The sequence below is a fragment of the Porticoccus sp. genome, assembly GCF_041592135.1.
Taxonomy (GTDB): Bacteria; Pseudomonadota; Gammaproteobacteria; order Pseudomonadales; family Porticoccaceae; genus Porticoccus.
Genome location: NZ_JBFHQR010000017.1, coordinates 1 through 17,981, shown reverse-complemented (window position 1 = coordinate 17,981; position 17,981 = coordinate 1). Strand labels below are relative to the sequence as shown.

At 63.8% G+C, this 17,981-nt stretch carries 15 protein-coding genes and 1 pseudogene; 12 read left to right on the top strand and 4 right to left on the bottom strand.

Annotation, left to right across the window (positions count from 1 at the left end):
• Positions 1-4 precede the first annotated feature (4 nt).
• Genes ABY948_RS03275 through ABY948_RS03260 form a run of 4 tightly spaced genes read left to right on the top strand, consistent with a single transcriptional unit; the run spans position 5 to position 5,191 of the window.
• The gene (locus ABY948_RS03275) at positions 5-1,204 is read left to right on the top strand and encodes an O-succinylhomoserine sulfhydrylase (RefSeq protein ID WP_461481084.1); all 1,200 of its coding nucleotides are present in this window, start codon (positions 5-7) and stop codon (positions 1,202-1,204) included.
• Positions 1,205-1,255: 51 nt separating this feature from the next.
• Positions 1,256-2,173: an AAA family ATPase gene (locus ABY948_RS03270; protein ID WP_461481083.1), complete on the top strand. Its 918-nt coding sequence runs from the start codon at positions 1,256-1,258 to the stop codon at positions 2,171-2,173.
• A 4-nt stretch (positions 2,174-2,177) separates the two neighbouring features.
• Positions 2,178-3,200, top strand: a complete 1,023-nt coding sequence (locus ABY948_RS03265; RefSeq protein WP_461481082.1) for a DUF58 domain-containing protein — start codon at positions 2,178-2,180, stop codon at positions 3,198-3,200.
• Complete coding sequence (locus tag ABY948_RS03260) at positions 3,197-5,191, top strand: transglutaminase TgpA family protein (RefSeq protein WP_461481081.1); 1,995 nt, start codon at positions 3,197-3,199, stop codon at positions 5,189-5,191. The genes ABY948_RS03265 and ABY948_RS03260 overlap by 4 nt, the downstream gene beginning before the upstream one ends.
• Before the next feature lie 16 nt (positions 5,192-5,207).
• Here the strand turns inward: ABY948_RS03260 and ABY948_RS03255 are convergent, their stop codons facing one another.
• Positions 5,208-5,882, bottom strand: coding sequence for a glutathione S-transferase family protein (locus ABY948_RS03255; protein ID WP_461481080.1), 675 nt, complete (start codon positions 5,880-5,882; stop codon positions 5,208-5,210).
• A gap of 92 nt (positions 5,883-5,974) precedes the next feature.
• Between ABY948_RS03255 and msrA the strand changes: the two genes are divergently transcribed.
• Entirely contained in the window at positions 5,975-6,610 is a 636-nt protein-coding gene (msrA, locus tag ABY948_RS03250) for a peptide-methionine (S)-S-oxide reductase MsrA (RefSeq protein WP_461481079.1), read from the top strand.
• 8 nt (positions 6,611-6,618) lie between these two features.
• Here the strand turns inward: msrA and ABY948_RS03245 are convergent, their stop codons facing one another.
• From ABY948_RS03245 to ABY948_RS03235, 3 genes are all read right to left on the bottom strand, one after another.
• Complete coding sequence (locus ABY948_RS03245; protein WP_461481078.1) at positions 6,619-7,068, bottom strand: ferritin-like domain-containing protein; 450 nt, start codon at positions 7,066-7,068, stop codon at positions 6,619-6,621.
• A 101-nt stretch (positions 7,069-7,169) separates the two neighbouring features.
• A complete protein-coding gene (locus tag ABY948_RS03240; protein ID WP_461481077.1) occupies positions 7,170-7,904 on the bottom strand; it encodes a sulfite exporter TauE/SafE family protein in 735 nt (244 codons plus the stop codon).
• Positions 7,904-8,737: a sulfurtransferase gene (locus ABY948_RS03235; RefSeq protein ID WP_461481076.1), complete on the bottom strand. Its 834-nt coding sequence runs from the start codon at positions 8,735-8,737 to the stop codon at positions 7,904-7,906. Before ABY948_RS03235 ends, ABY948_RS03240 begins: the two co-directional genes overlap by 1 nt.
• Positions 8,738-8,895: 158 nt before the next feature.
• On the opposite strand from ABY948_RS03235, the gene ABY948_RS03230 reads away from it, so the two are divergent.
• The 7 genes and pseudogenes from ABY948_RS03230 to ABY948_RS03200 form a co-directional block, all read left to right on the top strand.
• Entirely contained in the window at positions 8,896-10,191 is a 1,296-nt protein-coding gene (locus ABY948_RS03230; protein WP_461481075.1) for an MFS transporter, read from the top strand.
• 225 nt (positions 10,192-10,416) lie between these two features.
• On the top strand, positions 10,417-10,752 hold the full coding sequence (locus tag ABY948_RS03225; RefSeq protein ID WP_461481074.1) for a hypothetical protein: 336 nt from the start codon (positions 10,417-10,419) through the stop codon (positions 10,750-10,752).
• A 167-nt stretch (positions 10,753-10,919) separates the two neighbouring features.
• Positions 10,920-12,113, top strand: a complete 1,194-nt coding sequence (locus tag ABY948_RS03220; protein ID WP_461481073.1) for a TolC family protein — start codon at positions 10,920-10,922, stop codon at positions 12,111-12,113.
• Between the two features lie 14 nt (positions 12,114-12,127).
• Positions 12,128-13,375: an efflux RND transporter periplasmic adaptor subunit gene (locus ABY948_RS03215; RefSeq protein WP_461481072.1), complete on the top strand. Its 1,248-nt coding sequence runs from the start codon at positions 12,128-12,130 to the stop codon at positions 13,373-13,375.
• A 9-nt stretch (positions 13,376-13,384) separates the two neighbouring features.
• Positions 13,385-16,516, top strand: coding sequence for an efflux RND transporter permease subunit (locus ABY948_RS03210; RefSeq protein ID WP_461481071.1), 3,132 nt, complete (start codon positions 13,385-13,387; stop codon positions 16,514-16,516).
• Positions 16,517-16,715: 199 nt separating this feature from the next.
• A complete protein-coding gene (locus ABY948_RS03205) occupies positions 16,716-17,609 on the top strand; it encodes a DMT family transporter (protein WP_461481070.1) in 894 nt (297 codons plus the stop codon).
• A 107-nt stretch (positions 17,610-17,716) separates the two neighbouring features.
• Positions 17,717-17,981 (top strand): annotated as a pseudogene (locus tag ABY948_RS03200) (SIMPL domain-containing protein); the annotation flags it as partial.

The window sequence follows — 17,981 nt, the reverse complement described above, 5'->3', positions numbered from 1 at the left end:
GCCAATGACAGATCGAGAGCAAGACAACCCGCTGGCGGGCGCCGCCCTGGATACCCTGGCGGTCCGCGCCGGCCATGTGCGCACCGCGGAAGGGGAGCACGGCGAGCCGCTGTTCCTGACCTCCAGTTATGTGTTCGGCAGCGCCGCCGAGGCGGCGGCGCGTTTCTCCGGCGAACAGCCCGGCAACGTCTATTCCCGCTACACCAACCCCACCGTGCGCAATTTCGAGGAGCGCATTGCCGCCCTGGAAGGGGCCGAGCTGGCGGTGGCCACCGCCTCCGGGATGGCGGCCATTCTCAGCACCTGCGTGGCGCTGCTGAAGTCGGGTGATCACGTGGTCTGTTCCCGGGATGTGTTCGGCACCACCACCGTGCTGATGGACAAATACCTGGGCAAGTTCGGCGTCGACAGCACCTTTGTGCCGGTCACCGATCTGGCCCAGTGGCGGCAGGCGCTGCGCCCGGAGACCAAACTGTTGTTCCTGGAAACGCCCTCCAATCCGCTCAATGAAGTGGCGGATATCCGCGCACTGGCCGAGCTGGCCCACGACCACGGTGCCCTGCTGGTGGTGGACAACTGCCTCTGCACCCCGGCGCTGCAGCTGCCGCTGCAACTGGGCGCCGACCTGGTGGTGCATTCCGCCACCAAATACCTGGATGGCCAGGGCCGCTGTCTCGGCGGCGTGGTGTGCGGGCGCAGCGAACTGGTCAACGAGGTGCTGGCCTTTATTCGCAGTGCCGGCCCCAGCATGAGCCCGTTTAACGCCTGGGTATTCCTGAAAGGGCTGGAAACCCTGCGCCTGCGCATGGATGCCCACTCCGCCAGTGCGCTGGTGCTGGCCCAGTGGCTGCAACAGCAGCCGGCGGTGGAAAAAGTCTTTTATGCCGGCTTGCCCGACCATCCCGGACACCAGTTGGCCGCTGCCCAGCAGCGCGGTTTTGGCGGGGTGCTGTCATTCCGCGTCAAGGGCGGCCGGGAGCAGGCCTGGCAGGTGATCGACAGCACCCGTATCCTGTCCCTGACCGCCAACCTGGGGGATGCCAAGACCACCATCGTCCATCCCGCCACCACCACCCATGGCCGCCTCAGTGCGGAACAGAAGGCGGCGTCGGGCATTACCGAAAACCTGATCCGCATCGCAGTCGGCCTCGAGGATATCGAGGATATTAAAGCGGATCTGCAGCGCGGGCTGGCGGCGATCTGATTTCATCGCCGCACCGGGCCCCGCTGTAACCGAGGCAGGAAAGAGGGCTTTATGCAACGGGTTGTAGACAGGTTGGTCCGCGCCGTGGGCACGGTGCTGATTGGCAAGGATGAGCAAATCCGGCTGGCTCTGGCCTGTCTGTTCGCCCGCGGTCACCTGCTGATCGAAGACCTGCCGGGCATGGGCAAGACCACCCTGGCCCAGGGTCTGGCCCGGGTGCTCGGGCTCTCCTACAGTCGCATCCAGTTCACCAGCGACCTGCTGCCCGCCGACATTCTCGGGGTGTCCATTTATGATCGCCAGCGCAGCCAGTTTGAATTTCATCCCGGCCCGGTGTTCAGTCAGTTACTGCTGGCGGACGAGATCAATCGCACCACCCCCAAGACCCAGAGCGCATTGCTGGAAGCCATGGCCGAGGGGCAGGTAACCGTCGAGGGGGAAACCCGGGCACTGCCGAAACCGTTTTTTGTCATCGCCACCCAGAACCCGGCCAGTCAGGCCGGCACCTACCCGCTGCCCGAATCGCAACTGGACCGCTTCCTGATGCGCATCGCCCTGGGCTACCCGGACCCGGAGTCCGAGCGCCAGTTGCTGGCGGGGCTGGGTTCACAGAGTCGTCTCGGCGAGCTGAAAGCCGTGCTGAATCCCGACCTGCTGCTGCAGATCCAGCAGCAGGTCAACGAGGTCAAGGCAGCGGACAGCCTGGTGGATTACCTGCAGCGGCTGGTGCAGTACACCCGCGACGAACCGCTGTTCCACTGCGGGCTGTCGCCCCGGGGCGCGCTGGCGACCCTGCAGTGCGCCCGCGCCTGGGCGCTTATCCAGGGGCGCCGTTATGTGATTCCCGAGGATGTGCAGGCGGTCTTTCCCGCCGTGGCGACCCACCGCCTGAGCGGCGCCGGCGAACATGCCGGCCAGGACAGTGCCGCACTGGTGCGCCAGGTGCTGAATAGGGTGGACATCATCTGATGCCGTGCGGAATAGCTGTGGCGGCGAGCTAGGCGGGCGCATCGGGGTGGCGATCTCGGCGCGGAATTTTTTCCGGCAGCGTTTTTCCCGCTGGCTGTTGCGCCGCCTGCCGCCTTCGGCCACCGTCACCCTCGACCGGCGCAGCCTGTTTATTTTCCCCTCCGCCACGGGCTTCGCTTTCCTGCTGCTGATCGTGCTCTGCTGGCTGGCGGCCACCAACTATGAAAATAATCTGGTGTTCGGCATCACCTGCCTGCTGACAGCGCTGTTTGTGGTGTCGATCCTGCACAGTTTTGCCAACCTTTCCGGACTCACCCTGAGTTGTCTCAAGGTCACCCCGGGATTCGCCGGCAAAACCCTGACGGTGGAGCTGTTGCTACGCCAGCCCCGGCGCCGTTACCGGGATGGCCTGAGTTGCTCCTTTGCCGGCTCGGAGGTGGTGTCCGCCGCCATGTCGAATGTTGCCGAATGCCGCCTGAGGTTAACGGTTCCCGCCGGGCAGCGCGGCCTCCATGACCCCGGACGGCTGCGTATCGAGAGTATCTATCCGGTGGGTTTGCTGCGCGCCTGGAGCTATGTGGATCTGGCTATCCGCGCTCTGGTGTACCCCCGGCCGCTGTTTTCCGAAGCGCCGCCGCCCGGTCGACGCGCCAGCGGGGAAGGGGTGTTACAGGGTGCCGAAGGCGGTGATGATTTCGTCGGACTGGATCGCTACCGCCCGGGAGATTCGCCGAAGCACGTGGCCTGGAAACACTATGCCCGCGAACAGGGTTTGCACACCAAGCACTACGGGGACGTGCTCGACCGCCGGTTGTGGCTGGACTGGGCGCAGTTTCCAGGGCTCGACCGGGAGGCGCGCCTGTCCCGGCTGTGCGGGCTGCTGCTGCAAATAGCCGCCACCGGCCAGCCCTATGGGCTGCGCCTGCCGGGGTTGGTGATTGAACCCGCCAGCGGTGACGAACATCGCCAGCGGCTGTTGGCGGCGCTGGCCCTGTTCGAGGTCAACGCGCCGGAGGGACAGTCGTGATTCCCAGCTGGCAGATTCGGCGGCAGGCGCTGTTCTGGCTGCTGGCGGCCTTTGCCGCTGTGATCGCCCTGCACGCCGGGCATCTGCCCCGCTGGGTGCTGCTGGCCGCGGCGCTGGCCATGCTCTGGCGAGTCCAGTGTTTCCGCGGTGCCTGGGCCGCGCCGGGCCGGCTGGTGAAATGGGGGCTGCTGGCGGTCTGTCTGGCGGGCTTGCTGCTGGAATACGGAACGCCCATCGGCCTCGAGCCCATGGTGGCACTGCTGGTCAGTGCCTATGTGCTGAAGTTGCTGGAAATGGCCCATCGCCGGGACGCCTACCTGGTGGTGTTGCTGGCTTTTTTTGTCGCCGCGCTGGCGGCACTGTTTGACCAGTCCATCGCCGGCGCGGGTTACATCCTCGGCTGTCTGCTGCTGGTGCTGGCGGCCCTGATCGGTCTGCATCAAAGCGATGCGGCTTGCGGGCGACTGCGCCCGCTGCACGCGGCGCTGGCCTTGCTGTGCCAGGCGCTGCCGTTGATGGTGCTGCTGTTTTTGCTGATGCCCCGGGTCGGCGCGCTCTGGTCGGTGCCCATTCAGACTCACAAGGCCAAAACCGGTGTCACCGACAGCATGTCCCCGGGGGATTTCAGCCGCCTGGGACGCTCTGCCGAACTGGCTTTCAGGGTCAGTTTTGACGGCCCCGTGCCCCCCCAGCGCCAGCTGTACTGGCGCGGCCTGGTGTTGTCCGAATTTGACGGCAGAACCTGGTCGCGGACCCGTCGCACCAGCCTGGACGACGGCGCGCTGTTGCAGTGGTACGGCCAGCCGCGCAAAAGCTGGGATCAGCTGATCGAGCGGCGTGGACAGCCATTGCATTATGCGGTGGTGATTGAACCCACCCGGCAGCCCTGGCTCTACGCCTTGAATACAGCATTACCCGACAGCCGGGGGGTCGCCCTGAGCCGGGATTTCCGCCTGGTGTCGGCCGAGCCGGTGACCGGCAAACAGCAATACCAGGTCGTCAGCTGGCTGGACCACCGCACCGAGGCGGGGGGCCTGTCAGCGGACCGGCGCGCTATCGAACTGCAATTGCCCGGGGGCTTCAACCCGAGGGCGATGGAGATGGCGCAGCGCTGGCGGCGGCTGGCAAGCGATGATCGGGCGCTGGTGGAACGGGCGCTCGATTTCTACAACCGCGAATTTGTCTATACCCTGCAGCCGCCCCTGCTGGGCCGGGATTCGGTGGACGAATTCCTGTTCGACAGCCAGCGGGGCTTCTGTGAACACTTTGCTGGCAGCTTCGTGTTCCTGATGCGCGCGGCCGGCATTCCCGCCCGGGTGGTGGCGGGTTACCAGGGCGGCGAACGCCACCCGGACGACTATCTGCTGGTGCGCCAATACGATGCCCACGCCTGGGCCGAAGTCTGGCTGGCCGGGGAGGGCTGGGTGGCTATCGACCCCACCGCCCATGTGGCGCCGCAGCGGATAGAGGGTGATCTCCAGACCCTGCTGGGCAATGAAGAGGGCTTTCTGGCCGATTCGCCGGTGTCACTGATGCGCTTTCGCCATATCAGCTGGGTCAATCGCCTGCGGCTGGAGCTGGAAGCGCTCAACTATCACTGGGCGCTGTGGGTGCTGGGTTACGACCGCAAGCAGGCGTCCTTGCTGCGCGACTGGCTGGGTGGCACCTCGCCGCTGCGAATGGCCCTGGCGCTGCTGGTCGGTGGCGGTGGGCTGGTGTTGCTGATCGGCCTGTGGAAACTGATGCCGGATCGCCCCAGGGCAATCAATGGGCTGGACCGGCAGTTCCTGGCGCTATGTCGCAAACTGGAGAAGCTGGACTGTGCGCGCCGCACCGGTGAGGGGCCGCGGGCATTTGCCGCACGCATCTCAGCGCTTCAGCCGCAGCTGGCCGAACAGGTCAAGGCCATCAGTCAGGCCTATGAGGCCATGCGCTATGGGGGGGAGGAGCCCCGGCCGGAAAAACTGGCCAGGGCGGTGAAACAGTTGTGACCGCTGTGGCGGCAGATTACCTGGTCAGCATATTGCGGGCGCCGCTGACAAAGCTGTTGGCCTTGTCGTCCTGTTCGTATTCGGCGGCGGGGGTCTTGATGCCCTTCTGGAAGGCGGGGCGTTGGTTGAGGCGCTCAATCCAGGCCGACAGATGGGGGAAGGGTTCGATATCCACCCCGGACCAATTGTGAATGCGCACCCAAGCCCAGTTGGCGATGTCGGCAATGCTCAGTTCATCGGTGAGGAATTCACGACCCTCCAGGTGGCCATTCATGACACCAAACAGCCGTTTCACTTCGTTCTGGTAGCGGTCGATGGCCGGTTGATAGGTTTCATTCCAGTAGCGGTACCAGACATTGGCCTGTCCCATCATGGGGCCGATGCCGCCCATCTGGAACATCAGCCACTGCATGGCCCGGGAGCGCTCCTTGGCGTCTTTGGGCAGCAACTGGCCGGTTTTCTCCGCCAGGTAAATCAGGATGGCGCCGGACTCAAACACCACGAAGTCATCGTTGGCGCGATCGACGATAGTGGGGATCCTGCCGTTGGGGTTCAGCTTCAGATACCAGGGCTCTTTCTGCTCATTGTCGCTGAGGCTGAGGTGGTGCATCTCATAGGGCAGATCCAGCTCTTCCAGGGCGATACTGATCTTGTGTCCGTTGGGTGTGGCGGCGGTATAGAGATCGATCACGAAACATTTCCTCCCGATTCAGGTCAACACAGGGTAGGGTTACACTTGGTAGTTGGCAAGTGGAATGTTCGGTCAAAAATAGGAGCGCGCCGATGTTTGGTTACGGCCAGAAAACCCAAATGATTACCCCGGAGTTGGCATTGCCCGGTCGCGACGAGCCCATGGCAGTCAGCGCTCGCCACCTGGTGACCGGTCATCCCTTGCAGCCGCCATTTCCCGAGGGCATGGCGCAGATCGTGGTGGGCATGGGCTGTTTCTGGGGCGCCGAGCGGCGTTTCTGGACCCAGCCCGGCGTGTACAGCACCGCCGCCGGTTATGCCGGAGGCTACACCAAAAATCCCACCTATGACGAGGTCTGTAGCGGTCTCACCGGCCACACCGAAGTGGTGCTGGTGGTGTTTGACCCGCAGCGGATCGAACTGGAAGCACTGTTGAAGGTGTTCTGGGAGTCCCACGACCCCACCCAGGGGATGCGCCAGGGCAACGACGTCGGCACCCAGTATCGTTCCGCCATCTATTGCGCGGATGACGAGCAGTTACGGCGCGTGGAAGCCAGCCGTGAGCGTTTTGAAACGGCACTGGCGCGCCGTGGGTTTCCTCCGGTGACTTCCGAAATCGGTCGTCTCGGCGAGTTTTATTACGCCGAAGACTACCACCAGCAATACCTGGCAAAGAACCCCAACGGTTACTGCGGGCTGCGCGGCACCGGCGTCAGCTGTGAGGGCTGAGGTCGCCGCTAGCCTTTGAACGCCTTGATATCGCCGGGCTTGCGCAACATCTTGTTGACCTCGGCCTCGTGCATTTCCTCTTCGAAAATCATGCGGCGGGCATATTCCTCCAGCATCACGGAATTGTCTTTCACCAGTTCCAGCAACTCGTAATACAGCGCCTTGGCCGCGCCCTCCTGTTCCAGGGATTCCCGCAGAATATCGCCGATATCGTGCTTGTGGGTTTCCAGCAGGGGGCCGATACCCAGTGACGGATGGCCGCCGAGGGCGGTGATCATTTCGCCGGCCTCCTGGGCGTGGACGATGCTGCTGTCGGCCTCGGAGCGCAGCCAGCTGACGATGGGTATGCGGTTGAAACCGAACACCATCAGCGCGTAGTGGTTGTAGCGCACCACGCCGGCCATCTCGAATTCCATGATCTTGTTGAGCAGCTCGACAATTTTTTCCTGGTGTTTCATGGTTGTCCCTCCTCATTTTTTTCTTGCACGCGGAAGCGCGTCGGGGATCCTTCTTCAGGATAGACGAGGGGATTGCAGCCGGCCAATGCCGGTTGGATGGGTCAGCCGCGCAGGGCTTCGGCGATCAACAGCACACCGCAGATGGGCATCAGGCTGAGGGTGTAGAGACGGAAGCGGTCGGCGTTGATGTTGATCAGGTGGCGGTGGGCCAGCCAGGCGCCCAGCGCGCCGCCGAGGCCGATCACCAGGCCGTAGCCGGCGATTTCCAGGGTCATCACGCCAAAGCCGGTGTAGGCCAGCAGCTTGGTCAGCTGCAGCGCCAGGGAGTTGATGGCCTTGGTGGCCACCAGTTGTTCCTTTTCCAGGCCGTAGTTGAGCATAAAGGGGTTTTGCACCGGCCCGGTGCCGCCCACCAGCGCCGACAGGAAGGCAATCACCAGCCCGAGGGGGAAAAACCAGCTGCGTTTCATGGGGAAGGAGCGCCGGGACTTGCCGAAACGGTACTGGAATATCGTGGAGACCAGAAAGCCCCCCAGCACCATCTGAATCCAGAAAACCGGAAACTGACTGAAGGCCCAGGCCCCCAGCAGGGCACCGCAGAGGCTGCCGGGCACCAGCCAGCGGCACACCTGCCAGTCCACCGCATCACGGAACAGCCAGGCTCGGGAAGGGTTGGCGACAAAGGCGCCGACGCTGATGGCCGGGGCCACCACCTGCGCTCCCAGCAAAAAAGTCACCACGGGAATCATCAGCATGGCGGCGCCGCCGGCGGCCACCGTGCTGACAAACCAGGCAACCGCACCGCTGGCGATCAGCGCCAGGGCAATCAACAGCATCAGCTATTATCGCCGGTGGCGACGGGGTTTTCCGGATAGCTGCACCAGTCGCTCCAGCTGCCGCTGTAGAGCCGGGCGTTGTCCACGCCGATCAGCGCCAGGGACAGCAGATCCACACAGGCGGTCACCCCGGAACCGCAGTACACCACCGGGTTGGGCAGCGGGCCCAATCGCTGCCACTGCTGGCGCTGTTGCTCGACCGGGATAAAACAGCCCTGCGGGTCCGTGAACTGCAACCAGGGCTGGTTCAGGGCGCCGGGGATATGGCCGGCTACCGGGTCGATGGGTTCCTGTTCGCCGCGATAGCGGGGCACTTCCCGGGCGTCGATCAGGTTCAGGCCGGCTGCTGACTGCCGCAGTTCCTCAATATTCAGCGCCATGGCGGCTTGGGGCCGGGCCCGGAAATTGCCCATGCGGATGGTCGGTTCCGCGCTTTCCAGCGCGCCGCCAATGGCCTGCCAACCCTGGATGCCGCCATCCAGCACCTGCACATGATTGTGGCCGAAATAGCGCAGCAGCCACCACAGCCGGGCGGCGCCGGCCATGCGGTTGTCGTCATAGGCAACCACCAGTGTGTCGGCGTTGACCCCGCAGTGTTGCAGGCGGGCGCTGAAATGATCCTGGTCGGGCAGGGGATGGCGGCCGCCGTGGGGGCCCTTGGCGCCGGACAGGTCCTGCTCCATATCCAGGTGGAAAGCGTCGGGAATATGTCCCTGCTGGTATTGCTGCCGCCCCAGGGCGACGTCCGCCAGGGAGAAGCGGCAGTCGAAAATGACGCGCCTGACGGGGTCCATATCCCGCAGTTGCGCCGCTGTGATCAGTGCTGATTGCATGGTGAGTTCCCGGTCTATTTAGCTGTTTAATTGTTGCCAGAGTAGCGACTATAGCAGCGAGCGGGCAGTCGGTGGATAGCCCCGCGCCGTGAAGTTTGCAAGATGTCGCCAGCCCCCATACCCTTGTAGGGTCTGTTCCCCCCGACCACGGATTTGTCATGCTGACATTGATTGTTCCGATTTGCGCCCTGTTGGCAGGTATCGGCCTGCTGCTGCTGGGCACTGGCCTGCTGAATACCCTGCTGGCCCTGCGCGGTGGCATGGAAGGCTATAGCGACAGCGTCATGGGCATGATCATGTCCGGCTACTTCATCGGTTTTATCTTTGGCACCTTTCTGGGATTGCCGTTGATCAAGCGCATCGGCCATATTCGCACCTTCGCCTTTTGCGCCGCCTTCACCAGCTGTTTTTCCCTGCTGCATGTGATTTTCGTGCACCCCGTCAGCTGGTTTCTGTTGCGGGTTTTTACCGGCATCACCCTGGTGATTCTCTACACGGTGATCGAGAGCTGGCTGAACGGCCAGACCGCCGCCAACCAGCGCGGCAAGGTGTTCGCTATCTATATGATGGTCAACCTGGTGGCGCTGGCCTCCACCCAGCAATTCCTGCACCTGGCCGGCGCCGAATCATTCCTGTTGTTTGCCCTGGCGGCAATTTTTATCAGTACCAGTGTCGCCGCCGTGACCTGGACGCGCATGGTGCAGCCGGAAGTCAGCGATACGTCGCGGATGAAATTGACCGCCATCTGGCAGCTGGCCCCGGTCGCCGTGGCCGGTTCCCTGTTCTCGGGACTGGCGATGGGGGCGTTCTGGGGACTGGGTGCCGTGTACGCCAGCCGGGTGGGGCTGGACAGCGCTGGGGTGGCGACCTTTATGAGCCTCGCCATTCTGGGGGGCGCGGTGTTCCAGTATCCCTTTGGCCGCTACTCCGATAATCACGACCGCCGCAAGGTGCTGCTGGTGGTGGGGGCAGCCGGTGCCGTTGCGGCGCTGCTGCTGGCGATCTTTTCCTATGGGGGCGGTTGGCTGTACCTGGCGGCGGTGCTCTACGGCGGGCTGGCCTTCGCCATCTACCCGGTGGCGGTGGCGCACCTGGTCGACCATCTGGAACCGGGGGACATCCTGCCCGGCGGCAGCACCCTGTTGCTGCTGCACGGTGCGGCGGCGGCGGTTGGTCCGGCCCTGGCGGGTTTCCTGATGGAATACCTCGGCCCGCAGGCACTGCCCCTGTATTTTTTTGTGATGCAGCTCGGCCTGGCGGCCTTTGCCGCCCGCCATGTGGTGCGCCGGGTTACCGATATCCCCGACAACCCCTCCCAGTTTGTGGCGATGGTGCGAACCACTCCGACGGCGCTGGAAATGCTGCCCGACGAGCTGGTCGGGGAGTCTGGGGCGGCTGGGGCGTATGGGGAGTCTAGGGAGACCGGTGGGGACGACACCGGGCAACGATTGTAATCGGTTGGGTTTTCCCCTCTGCTTGCCGGCAGTGCGGGGCGGGTATGGAGCGCCGGCCGCAGGGTTTCGTGGCCAGTGCAGAGTTTGCCCAGGTTGCATGGGCCAATAGCTGTTCACCCGGAGATGACGCCTTGCCCTGAAATCCATCAACAGGACCGGTATACGGGTGACAGCTCCGGCTCATACCTTTATATTGCGCGAATGAGAAAGTTTGCCGTTGGGATCTTGTTCGTTGCCTGCCTCTCCCTGCTCAGCATGCAGATGGCGGGCGCGCACTGGCATCTCGATGTCCACGGCCAGCACGCCGGGTTGCACGGTAGCCATATCCACCAGGCCGATGGCCACGGTCACGATCACGGCGCGGACCGAGATGTGTCGGTGCTGGAAAAACCGGGCATCACCTGGTCGAAGCTACTGCCGCAGCTGTTGATTGTTGCGTCCTCGTTCTTCCTCGCCTGTTGGGTTCGCCCCCGGCGTTTGTCAATTCCTTTCCTCGGCGCAGCATCCAGCCGGCTGGTTCGCTGGCGGCCACCACTGCGCGCTCCACCCCTCGCTTCCTGACACAACCCTGTTCGTACCCTGTGCGCTGAAGTCGCACACCGTCGTTGTTTAACATTCGCGTCCCCGGGCGCGGAGGATATCTGTTTATGTGGGATCTATTTGCCTGCCGCGCCGCCCCGTGGCGCTGGCCGACGGTTGTCTTTTTACTTGTCTCGGCTCCGATGGCCATGGCGCAAACGCATGTCGAAATCCAGATGGAAGAAGCCATCGAGCGGACACTGTCCGGCAATCCACAGTTGATTGCTGCCGGCTATCAGGTCCTGGCCCAGGAAGGGCGCGTGATGCAGTCACGGGTCAGGCCCAGCGCTGAGCTCGGCCTGTCGGTGGAGAATGTGCTGGGTTCCGGTGAGTACGATGTCGGTGACGGCGCGGAGACCACCCTGAACCTGGCATGGGTGCTGGAGCGCGGCAAGCGCGAGCGCTACATCGATGCCGCCCGGGCCGGCGTCTCGGTAGTGGAGAGCCAGGTGGAGATCCAGCGCCTGGACACCGTGGCCAGGACCGCCCGCCTTTTCCTCGACAATCTGGAATACCAGGAGCGCGTCAGGTTGTCGCAACAAGCAGTCGCCCTGGCGCAGGAAACGGTTGCCCTGGTGGATAAACGGGTCAGGGCCGGTCGGGCTGCCACCGCGGATCTGGCGAGGGCGGAGGCCGAACGCGCCCGGGTGCGCCTGATCGCGCTGGATATGAAAGATCAACTGGCGACGGCGCAACGTAAACTGGCCGCCCAGTGGGGGGAGTCCCAGCCGGGCTTTCAACGGGTAAGCGGACCCTGGCAGCAGTTGCCCCGGCCCGAGAGTCTGGCCGCGCTGCTGGAGCGGGTCGACAGCTCCCCCAATATGGCGACCTATTTGAGCCGGCAGCGGCTGCGGGAGGCGGAACTGCGGTTGGCGCAGATTCAGAATAAACCGGATTGGCGCATGAACCTGGGCATCCGCCGGCTGGAGCTGAGCGACGACCACGCCTTCGTCGCCGGTGTCACTATTCCGCTGGCGCCGGGGGACAGCAACCGGGGCCATCTCGCCGAGGCGCGGGCGAACCTGGCGCAGGTGGACGCCGAGCGCCAGGCCACCCGCCTGCAAATCGAGACACAGCTTTTCGCGCTCTATCGGTCACTGGAATACAGTCTGCACCGCAGTGAAGCCTTGCGGGAAGACGTGTTGCCACGGCTGCAAGCGGCCGCTGCGCAGACCAAACAGGGCTATGAGGCCGGTCGTTACAGCTACTACGAACTGCAACAGTTGCAGGCGCAGTTGCTGTTGACTCAAGCAGAACTGGTGGAGGCATCCGTCGATGCCCACCGGCAGTTAATAGAAATCGAGCGACTGACCGGCACGGTAATGCCGTCGGCAGTCCAGTAGTCATGGGGTTTGATATGAAAAAGTTACTGAGGGCGCTGGGTGTGGTAGCCGCGGCGCTGGCGATGACCGGTTGTGATGTCGCCCATGAGGCGTCGGATCACGGGCACGGGGAACACGGTGCAGCGGCCGGGGTGGAGTTACCGAGGGGACCCCACGGCGGACGATTGCTGGAGGACGGGGATTTCGCCCTGGAACTGGCCATTTTCGAAACCGGGGTGCCGCCGGAATTCCGCGTCTGGGCAACCAGGGACGCTGTGCCCGTCGCCCCGCAACAGGTTGAGTTACAGATTACCCTGACGCGCCTGGGCGGCGTGAAGGACGAGATCGCCTTCCAACCCCAGGAGGATTTCCTGCGGGGCAGTGCCGAGGTGTATGAACCCCACTCCTTTGTCGTCACCGCCGAGGCCAGCCACGGCGGTGAGACACATCGCTGGCAGTACGACAATTTCGAGGGCCGCACGCAAATCGGTGCCGAGGTCGCAGCAGCCTTCGGCCTGGAGACGGACATTGCCGGTCCGGCAACGATTCGCCAGACGGTCACCGCGTATGGCCGCGTGGCGCCCAATGCCGAGCAGGTGCGCGCCATCGCCGCCCGCTATGACGGGGTCGTCGAATCGGTTGCAGTCTCGGTGGGCGACCGGGTGGAGAAGGGGGCGAAACTGGCCGTGGTGGAGAGTAATGACAGCCTGACCCGCTACGCCATCACCTCGCCCATCGATGGCGTGGTCACCGAGCGCAACGCCCATCCCGGCGAACAGACCGGCGAGCGCACCCTGTTTGCGGTGATGAATAGCGCCAGCCTGTGGGCGGAATTTGCGGTTTTCCCCCGCGACCTGCCCGGCATCAAGGTCGGGGCGCCGGTGACGATCAGCGCCCTGGACGGGGCTGTGACGCTGGTCGGAAACATCAGCTACCTGGCTGCCAGCGCCGGCCCCGATCAATCGGTGATCGCCAGGGTGGAGCTGGATAACCCGGACGGCAGCTTGCTCCCAGGCCTGTTCGTCAGCGGCGAAATACAGGTCGCCGAGCACGCCGTGCCGCTGGCGGTGAAGCGGACCGGGTTGCAGGCTTTTCGGGATTTCACCGTGGTCTACGCCCGGGTCGAGGATCAGTACGAGGTGCGGATGCTGGAGTTGGGTCGCCGGGACGCCGAGTGGGTCGAAGTGCTGGGAGGGTTGCAGCCGGGAACGCGCTATGTCACCACCAACAGTTATCTCATTAAAGCCGACATCGAGAAGTCCGGCGCCTCCCACGACCATTGAGGACTGACCATGCTGGCACAGATTATTCGTTTTTCCCTGTCCCGCCCCGGGCTGGTGTTCATCGCGGTACTGGTACTGTCGGGACTGGGTATCTGGAACTTTACCCGGCTGCCCATCGATGCGGTTCCCGATATCACCAATGTCCAGGTGGTCATCAATACCGAGGCCCCCGGCTACACGCCGCTGGAAGTGGAGCAGCGGGTTACCTTTGCCCTCGAAAATGCCATGGCCGGCATTCCGCGGCTGAACTACACCCGCTCACTGTCCCGCTACAGCCTGTCTCAGATTACCGTGGTGTTCGAGGAGGGCACCGATATCTATTTTGCCCGACAGCAGGTGGCCGAGCGCCTGAACGCGGCAAAAGCGGCGCTGCCCCAGGGGCTGGAACCGGTATTGGGGCCCATCGCCACCGGGCTGGGCGAGATCTTCATGTTTACCGTGGACGCCGAACCCGGGGCACTGAACGCCGATGGCTCACCGGTGACGCCCACCGACCTGCGTTCGGTGCACGACTGGATTATTCGCCCGCAGCTGCTGCGGGTTCCCGGCGTGGTGGAAGTGAACCCGATCGGCGGTTTCCGCAAGGAAATTCTGGTCGCTCCCGAGCCGGCAAAAATGCTCGCCCAGGGGCTTTCCTATGACGATATCGCCACCGCCCTGGAGCGCAACAACGCCAACCGGGGGGCGGGATTTATCGAACACAACGGTTCCCAATGGCTGATCCGCATGCCCGGCCAGGCCGAGGATATTGAAGCCCTGGGGCTGATTGTGGTGCGGCAGGTAGATGGCATTCCGATACGGCTGCGGGATGTCGCCACGGTGGATGTGGGCCGGGAACTGCGTTCCGGGGCGGCCACCCAGAACGGCCGCGAAGTGGTGATGAGCACGGTGTTCATGCTGGTCGGCGAAAACAGCCGGGCAGTGGCACAGGCGGTGGCGGAAAAGCTGGCGGCGGCGAAGGCCAGTTTGCCTCCGGGGATCACGGCGACGCCGGTATACGACCGCACCGGGCTGGTGGACAAGACCCTGGTGACGGTGCGCAGCAATCTGGTCGAAGGCGCCATCCTGGTGATCGTGGTGCTGTTCCTGTTTCTCGGCAATATCCGGGCGGCGCTGCTGACCGCCGCGGTGATTCCCGTCGCCATGCTGATGACGGTATCCGGCATGGTACAGACCAAGGTCAGCGCGAACCTGATGAGTCTCGGCGCACTGGATTTTGGCCTGATCGTCGACGGCGCGGTGATCATTGTCGAGAACTGCCTGCGGCGCCTGGGCCAGGCGGGCCGGGAAGTATTGCCGGTCAGGGAGCGGCTGGCGATTGTGTTTGATGCCACCAACGAGGTGATGCGCCCCGCGCTGTTCGGCGTGTTCATCATCACTGCCGTGTACCTTCCCATCTTTGCGCTCACGGGGGTCGAGGGGAAGATGTTTCACCCCATGGCCATCACCGTGGTCATCGCACTGCTCAGCGCCATGGTGTTGGCCGTGACCTTTGTGCCCGCGGGCGTTGCCCTGCTGTTCAGCAAGCCGGTGGCCGAGAAGGAAAACAGCCTGGTCAATGCTGCCCGCAGCCTCTACCGACCGCTGTTGCTGGCATCCCTGCGGTTTCGCTGGTCGGTGGTGAGCCTGGCGCTGTTGTTGGTGGTGATCTGCGGCTGGCTGGCGACCCGTCTCGGCACCGAATTCGTGCCCAATCTGGACGAAGGCGATATCGCCATGCACGCGCTGCGCATTCCGGGTACCTCGCTGGAGCAGGCGGTGCAACTCCAGGAGCAGTTGGAGGCGAGGATCAAGGAACTGCCCGAGGTGGAGCGGGTGTTTGCCAAGATCGGCACGGCGGAAGTGGCCACCGACGCGGTTCCCCCCAGCGTGGCGGACAACTTCATCATGCTGAAACCCCGCGACCAGTGGCCCGACCCCGGCAAGAGCAAGGCCCGGGTGGTACAGGAACTGGAGGCGCAGGTCACGCCCATACCGGGTAACCGCTACGAATTCCTGCAGCCTATCCAGATGCGCTTCAACGAGTTGATCGCCGGGGTGAGGTCAGAGCTGGCGGTGAAGGTGTTCGGCGATGATTTCGACACCCTGATCGCCCTGGGCGGAGCCATCGAGGACGCCATTAACCGGGTGCCCGGCGCGGCGGACGTGGCGGTTGAACAGGCCACGGGACTGCCGGTGCTGACCCTGGTTCCCGACCGGCAGTCCCTGGCCCGCTACGGTATTGCCCTGGCCGACCTGCAGGACGTGGTGGCGACAGCGCTGGGTGGTCGGGTGGCCGGGGAACTCTATGAAGGGGACCGCCGCGTCGATATCGTGGTGCGACTCCCGGAGCGCCTGCGCGCCAACCCCGACAGTTTGACCAGCCTTCCCGTGCCGCTGGATGGCGGCGGCTTTGTGCCCCTGGGCGAGCTGGCGAGCATGGAGCTGGTCAACGGCTACAACCAGGTCAACCGGGAAAACGGCAAGCGCCGGATGGTGGTGACGGCAAACGTGCGCGGTCGCGACCTGGGCTCCTTTGTCGCCGAGGTTCGGCAGTCCATCGAGGGGCGTGTCGAGATTCCCTCCGGCTATTGGGTCGAATACGGCGGCACCTACCAGAACCTGCAGTCTGCGGCGAACCGTTTGAGTCTGGTGGTGCCGGTCACGTTGTTGCTGATCGCCGGTCTGCTGGTTACCGCGCTGGGGACCTTCCGCGACGCCGGGATCATCTTTTCCGGGGTGCCCCTGGCCCTGACCGGCGGGGTGCTGGCGCTGCTGTTGCGGGGCATTCCCTTTTCCATCTCCGCGGCCGTCGGCTTCATCGCCCTGTCCGGCATCGCGGTGTTGAACGGCCTGGTGATGGTGGCGTTTATCCGCGACTTGCGCCAACACGGCCGCTCCCTGGATGAGGCCATTATCGAGGGGGCGCTCACCCGGTTGCGCCCGGTGTTGATGACGGCGCTGGTCGCCTCGCTGGGCTTTGTCCCCATGGCCCTCAACACCGGCATCGGTTCCGAGGTGCAACGGCCGCTGGCCACGGTGGTCATCGGCGGCATTATCTCCTCCACCCTGCTGACCCTGGTGGTGCTCCCGGCGCTCTACCGGCTGGTGCACAGGGGCAAAGCTGCCGCTGTCTCCGCCGCCCAGCCGGTACAGTCCTGAGGATTGTCTGGATGGCTGTCTGGATGGGTGATCTTTCGGCTTGCACGCGGGAGCGGTTGCTGTCCCTGTGCGCCACCTTGCGGCAAAAGCGACCGCTGAGGCGGAACGCGCCCGGAAGAACAATTGCGGGAGGCGGTGTTAGACTCCACCCAGCCGGAATGAGCGTGGTCTGACGGCCGTTGTAGTCGGGGAGAGATAAATGAGGGTTGTGTTGTGGATGCTGGGGGCGCTGCTGTCGCTGTCATTGATGGCGGTGGGCGCGCGGGAGCTGTCCACTGAGGTCAACACCTTCCAGACCCTGTTTATCCGCAGCGTCATCGGGCTGCTGATTATCGCCCTGGTGATTGCCAGAAGCGGCGGCACTCGGCTGTTTGCCACCCCGCGCCCCGCCATGCATATCGTGCGCAACCTGTTCCATTTCGGTGGCCAGTACGGCTGGTTTGTGGGCATCGGCCTGCTGCCGCTGGCCCAGGTGTTTGCCCTGGAATTCACGGTGCCGTTCTGGGTGGCGTTGATCGCCGCGCTGTTGCTGGGGGAGCGGCTGACCGGGCGCAAAATCCTGGCAGTGGCGCTGGGGGTCGCCGGGGTGCTGGTGATTCTGAAACCCGGCGTGGAAATTCTCGAACCGGCCTCACTGATCGTGCTGGCCGCGGCGGTGAGCTTTTCCTGCGCCTATGTGGCCACCAAGTCCCTTTCCACAACAGAAGACCCGCTAACGGTGCTGTTCTACATGTGCCTGGTGCAAATGCCGGTGAGCCTGCTGCTGGCGCTGCCCCACTGGCAGCTGCCCACGGAACCGCTGGTGTGGCTGTGGTTGCTGATCGTCGGCGTCACCGCCTTGAGCGCCCACTTTTGTATCACCCACGCCATGAAATGCGCCGATGCGGGCATTGTTGTGACCCTGGATTTCCTGCGGTTGCCGCTGATCGGCGTGGTGGGCATCCTGTTTTACTCGGAATCGTTTGATATGGCGCTGTTGCTCGGCGCCGCGCTGATGTTGTTCGGCAATCTGATCAACGTCTATCGTCCCGCCTACCAGCGGGAGATGCTGGCCGCGATACGCCAGGGTGAGGGCGATGGGGATCAGCGGTGATCAAATAGGCGTTTTTGCGGTCTCAACAGTTCGGGCTAAACAACCCTCGCTACAACTCGCGCACAAACTCGCATACAACCTTGCACACATTCATAGGGAGATTTCTGATGTCGGCTAAAAACGGGATTCAAGCACTCATTCTCGGCCTGGGTATTCTACTGGGCCTGGCGCTGCTGGGTTATCAACTGGCGGATGCCGCCATCCGCTTCAAGGAATACGAGCGCACCGTCAACGTCAAGGGCTTGTCGGAGCAGGAATATCCCGCCGATGTGGTGATCTGGCCGATCCAGTTTGCCGAGGCCAGCAACAACCTGGAAGAACTCTACAGCGCCATCGACCGGGGTGCGGACAAGATCCGCCAGTTCCTGCTGG

Excerpts from the sequence above, each read along its gene's own strand:
- ABY948_RS03275 (WP_461481084.1), top strand. The coding sequence starts at position 5 with ATGACAGATCGAGAGCAAGACAACCCGCTGGCGGGCGCCGCCCTGGAT.
- ABY948_RS03270 (WP_461481083.1), top strand. The coding sequence starts at position 1,256 with ATGCAACGGGTTGTAGACAGGTTGGTCCGCGCCGTGGGCACGGTGCTG.
- msrA (WP_461481079.1), top strand. The coding sequence starts at position 5,975 with ATGTTTGGTTACGGCCAGAAAACCCAAATGATTACCCCGGAGTTGGCA.
- ABY948_RS03245 (WP_461481078.1), bottom strand. The coding sequence starts at position 7,068 with ATGAAACACCAGGAAAAAATTGTCGAGCTGCTCAACAAGATCATGGAA.
- ABY948_RS03240 (WP_461481077.1), bottom strand. The coding sequence starts at position 7,904 with ATGCTGTTGATTGCCCTGGCGCTGATCGCCAGCGGTGCGGTTGCCTGG.
- ABY948_RS03235 (WP_461481076.1), bottom strand. The coding sequence starts at position 8,737 with ATGCAATCAGCACTGATCACAGCGGCGCAACTGCGGGATATGGACCCC.
- ABY948_RS03230 (WP_461481075.1), top strand. The coding sequence starts at position 8,896 with ATGCTGACATTGATTGTTCCGATTTGCGCCCTGTTGGCAGGTATCGGC.
- ABY948_RS03220 (WP_461481073.1), top strand. The coding sequence starts at position 10,920 with ATGGCGCAAACGCATGTCGAAATCCAGATGGAAGAAGCCATCGAGCGG.
- ABY948_RS03215 (WP_461481072.1), top strand. The coding sequence starts at position 12,128 with ATGAAAAAGTTACTGAGGGCGCTGGGTGTGGTAGCCGCGGCGCTGGCG.
- ABY948_RS03210 (WP_461481071.1), top strand. The coding sequence starts at position 13,385 with ATGCTGGCACAGATTATTCGTTTTTCCCTGTCCCGCCCCGGGCTGGTG.
- ABY948_RS03205 (WP_461481070.1), top strand. The coding sequence starts at position 16,716 with ATGAGGGTTGTGTTGTGGATGCTGGGGGCGCTGCTGTCGCTGTCATTG.